Here is a 3,568-nt window from a genome sequence, read left to right as displayed (position 1 = left end):
TCGACAGCGCGGAGCACGCCGCCGTACGGGCCGCCGTGAGCAGGTCGCCGTCGACGAGGGCGAGCAGGCGTCCGGTGGGTGGGTCGAACACGGCCAGCGCGGCCTGGTGCACCGGCAGGCCCGCCTCCTCGTTCTCGAGGTGCACCGTGAGGAGCTTCGCGGCCAGGACGCCGAGGGTCGGGCTGTACGCCGGCATCCTGCCGCGACCATCGGTGCCGCTCCACGAGTGAGAGGTGGCCCACCGTGACCCTCGTCCTGCCCTGGATCCACCACGGAGCGTCCTCCGGGCCGAGGACGGCGAGCCCCAGCGCGTGGTCGTAGTCCACGGCCAACGGTGCTCAACTGATCCCGACACAGCGCCTCTTGCGCGCACCGGATCGACCTCGCGACGCTTGGGGGAGGTCGGTGCGGGCCCGGCCAGGGGGGACGACGTGGACGGCAGCACAGGAAGGACAGCTCAGCGCACACCCTTGCCGGGGCGGGCGGAGGCCGGCGCTGCGCTGTCCCGCCGCCGTGTGGTGACGATGCTCGGGGTGGGCTTGGCGGCCTGGCTGAGCGGGTGGGCCGCCGGCACGGTCTCCGCGGCACCGGCGCGGGGCGGCCCGGCGATCCCAGCGCCCCCGGCACCCGTCGCCAGCGCCCAGCCCACGCCGCCCCCGCCCGGACGGCCGATCGCGCTGACGGTCGACGACGGCTACGCACCCCAGGTCGTGGCGGGCTACGTCGAGTTCGCCCGCCGCACCGGCGTGCATCTGACGTTCAGTCCCAACGGGACCTACGGGAGGGCCTGGGCCCCGCAGGCCGCGGTGCTGCGTCCGCTGATCGACGCGGGCCAGGTACAGATCATGAACCACACCTACAGCCACCGGTGGCTGACCCGGATACCGGCCGGTCAGGTCAGGGAAGAGCTCGAGCGCAACGAGCAGTGGATCGCGGCCACGTTCGCGACCAGCTCCCGGCCGTACTGGCGCCCGCCGTTCGGGGCGCACAACCCAGCCGTGGACGCCATCGCCAGGGACACCGGCTTCCCGAGACCCGTGATGTGGAGCGGCTCCTACGGAGACTCCACCGTCGTCACCCCGCAGTTCCTGCTCGACCAGGCGCGGCGTTACCTGACCGCCGGGAGGATCGTGCTCGGCCATGCCAACCATCCGACCGTTCTCGGACTGTTCGACCAGATCACCAGCATCATGAGAGACCGGGGCCTGCAGCCGGTCACCCTCGACGAGTTCTTCGGAACCCGCCGTCGCTGACCGCGTCCGGTCGGCACAGGCCCTCGGCGCGCCGTGGGAGGCGCACCCCGCTTCGGCACACAGCGACGCGCCGGCGTCACCGCCCGTTGTCCGCACCCGGCTGCGGTGTCGCTCGAGGACCGGTGGCTGGCGCGGTGCGTGGAACCGGTCGTCCGGGTCGCCGGCTTCGACCCGGTGGCGGTCTTGTGGGGGCTGGCCGTGTGGGCACCCACCACGAACGCCCCACCGGTCGCGGCGGCCAGCACAGCCACCGAAGCCGCCGCCAACGTCCCCCGACGCTTCCAGGACGACCCCGCTGTCGGCCCATCGATCTTGGCGAGCACAGCGGTCTCGCGGACGGGAGCAGGAGCGATCCACACCGACAAGGGCGCGGTCACGACGACGATGTCACCGGGCACCGCGAGATGACCGGCCGCGCCGTCTTCCACCAGCGCGTGTTCCGCTGGCTCGACGACGTCCTCGCCCGCGCGGGGCGGGCCACGACGCCCGCCTGAGGGTCAGCCCGGCCGGACCCAGCCGGTCACGAACGCGAAGTGGTCGTCGAACCGGATCACCGGGTCGTCGCGGTAGGCCCGCCGGAACTGCTCGATCCCGGCCGCCAGCTCGCTCTCGGAGAACTCGTCGAGCACGGACATGTAGCGCGACTCGAGCATGTGCACGTAGCGGGCCCGGTCCACGGTGACGTGGAAGGTCCGGTAGCTCACCGACGCCCGGAGCCCGGCCGCGGCGAGCAGGTCCGCGATCTCGTCCGGCTCCGGCTGGAGCTCCTCGAAGCGGTCGTGGGCGGCCCGGAACAGCGGGTGCGAGATCGTCGTCGGGAGCATCACGACGAGGATCCGGCCGTGCCGGGAGAGCATCGAGGTCAGCCCGGCGACGACGCCCCGGCGGTCCGGGACGTGGTGGATCGACTCCTTCATGATCACCGCGTCGAGCGGCCCGGCCGTGGGCAGACCCACGTGACCGGAGGCGAGGTCCTCCGCCGACGCCAGCAGCGGTCGCAGGCCGGGCGAAGCGGGGAGCTGGTCGAGCATCGCCGGCGTCGGGTCGACGCACAGGACGGGTCGCGCGGGCCGGAGGTCCTCGCAGAGCGCCCGGGTGTAGAGGCCGGTGCCGCACCCGATGTCGGCGATCGCGTCGGAAGGGATCAACCGCAGCGCGTCGATCATCGCCCGGGAGAACTGGCGGATGTGGTCCGGGTCGTAGGTCCAGAGCTCGTCGTAGGTCGACGCGAGGCGCGCGTAGTGCTGGGCGGTCTGTTCACTCACGGCCGGCTCCTGCCCGCTGACTCCGACGACGACGGCGGGTCAGCGTGGCAGGTCCGCCCGTGGCGAAGCCAGCCGACGGGCCTACTCCGTGGCCGCCGGGGCCGGGAGCGACGCCGAGGCGCGCTCGATCAGCTCGCGCACCGCGGCGAAGCGGGAGCCCATCTCGCGCTGGTGCGCCTCCAGCTCGGCCGTCGTGGCCTTCGTGGCGGCCAGGCGGGCCGTGGCCGCCTCGTGGGCCGCCCGGTCGGCGGCCTCGGCGTCCCGACGGTCCTTCTCGGCGGCCTCGCGGGCCGCGTCCGCCTCCTTGCGGCGGGCCGCGAGCGCGGTCTCGAAGTCGCGCTCGGCCTGCGCCCGGCGTGCCTGGGAGGCCTCGTCGAGGCGGGTCCGCTCGAGCTCGGCGTCCTGCTCGAGCCGGGCCACCTCGGCCTCGACGGCCGCGGTGACCTCCCGCGCGTGGGCCTCGCTCGCCTCGGCCCGCCGGGCGGCCTCGGCCCGCGCGTCCTCGGCCTCGCGCTGTAGCTTCGCCGCCTGCCGCTCGGCCTCGACGACGATGGCCGTGGCCTGCTCCGAGGCGTCGGCCAGCCGCCGGTGGTTGGTGCCGTCGGTTTCCTCCCGCGTCTTGCGCGCCCAGGCCACCGCGTCGTCGTGGATGGCACGAGCCTGGGTCCGCGCCGCCTCGACCGCCGCGGTCGCGGTGGTGTGCGCGTGCGCGCGCACCTCGGTCGCCTCCTCCTGGGCCAGCTGCAGCATGTGCCGCAGCCGTGCCGAGAGGTTCTCGCCGTCGATCGGCGCCGCGTGGAGCTCCCGGAGCTCCCGCTGGAGCTCGGCGATCTGCTCACGGGCGCGGAGCTCGCCGCGGGCGAGCTCGTCCCGGTCGGCCACGAGCACGGCGTAGTCGGCGGCCGCACGGTCGAATGCGGCCTCGACCTCTCCGGTGTCGTACCCGCGGCGGGTGACGGTGAAGCCCGCCCCCCACCACGAGCGGGCGTCGAGCGTCGCCGGCTCGGCCGTGCGGGGCGCGGGCACCGAGGCCCCCCCCGCGGTGCCCCC

General features: G+C 74.5%; 3 protein-coding genes and 1 pseudogene. 1 reads left to right on the top strand and 3 read right to left on the bottom strand.

Annotated elements, in window-relative coordinates:
- Window positions 1–196: pseudogene (locus VGH76_RS27485) on the bottom strand (ornithine cyclodeaminase family protein); the annotation flags it as partial.
- A gap of 328 nt (window positions 197–524) precedes the next feature.
- On the opposite strand from VGH76_RS27485, the gene VGH76_RS27480 reads away from it, so the two are divergent.
- Entirely contained in the window at window positions 525–1,253 is a 729-nt protein-coding gene (locus VGH76_RS27480) for a polysaccharide deacetylase family protein (protein WP_331559946.1), read from the top strand.
- Between the two features lie 497 nt (window positions 1,254–1,750).
- Here VGH76_RS27480 and VGH76_RS27475 read toward each other — a convergent pair whose 3' ends face one another.
- Together VGH76_RS27475 and VGH76_RS27470 are read right to left on the bottom strand one after the other, a co-directional pair.
- Window positions 1,751–2,518 carry a class I SAM-dependent methyltransferase gene (locus VGH76_RS27475; RefSeq protein ID WP_331559945.1) on the bottom strand — a complete coding sequence of 256 codons (768 nt, stop codon included), beginning with the start codon at window positions 2,516–2,518 and terminating at the stop codon, window positions 1,751–1,753.
- 81 nt (window positions 2,519–2,599) lie between these two features.
- Window positions 2,600–3,568 (bottom strand): DivIVA domain-containing protein (locus VGH76_RS27470; RefSeq protein ID WP_331559944.1); only part of this gene is annotated, 969 nt, incomplete at its 5' end.

The organism is Actinomycetospora sp. (assembly GCF_036497585.1).
Taxonomy (GTDB): Bacteria; Actinomycetota; Actinomycetes; order Mycobacteriales; family Pseudonocardiaceae; genus Actinomycetospora.
Note: the sequence above shows the minus strand (reverse complement) of the source record. Positions and strands in the feature narration are given on the sequence as shown.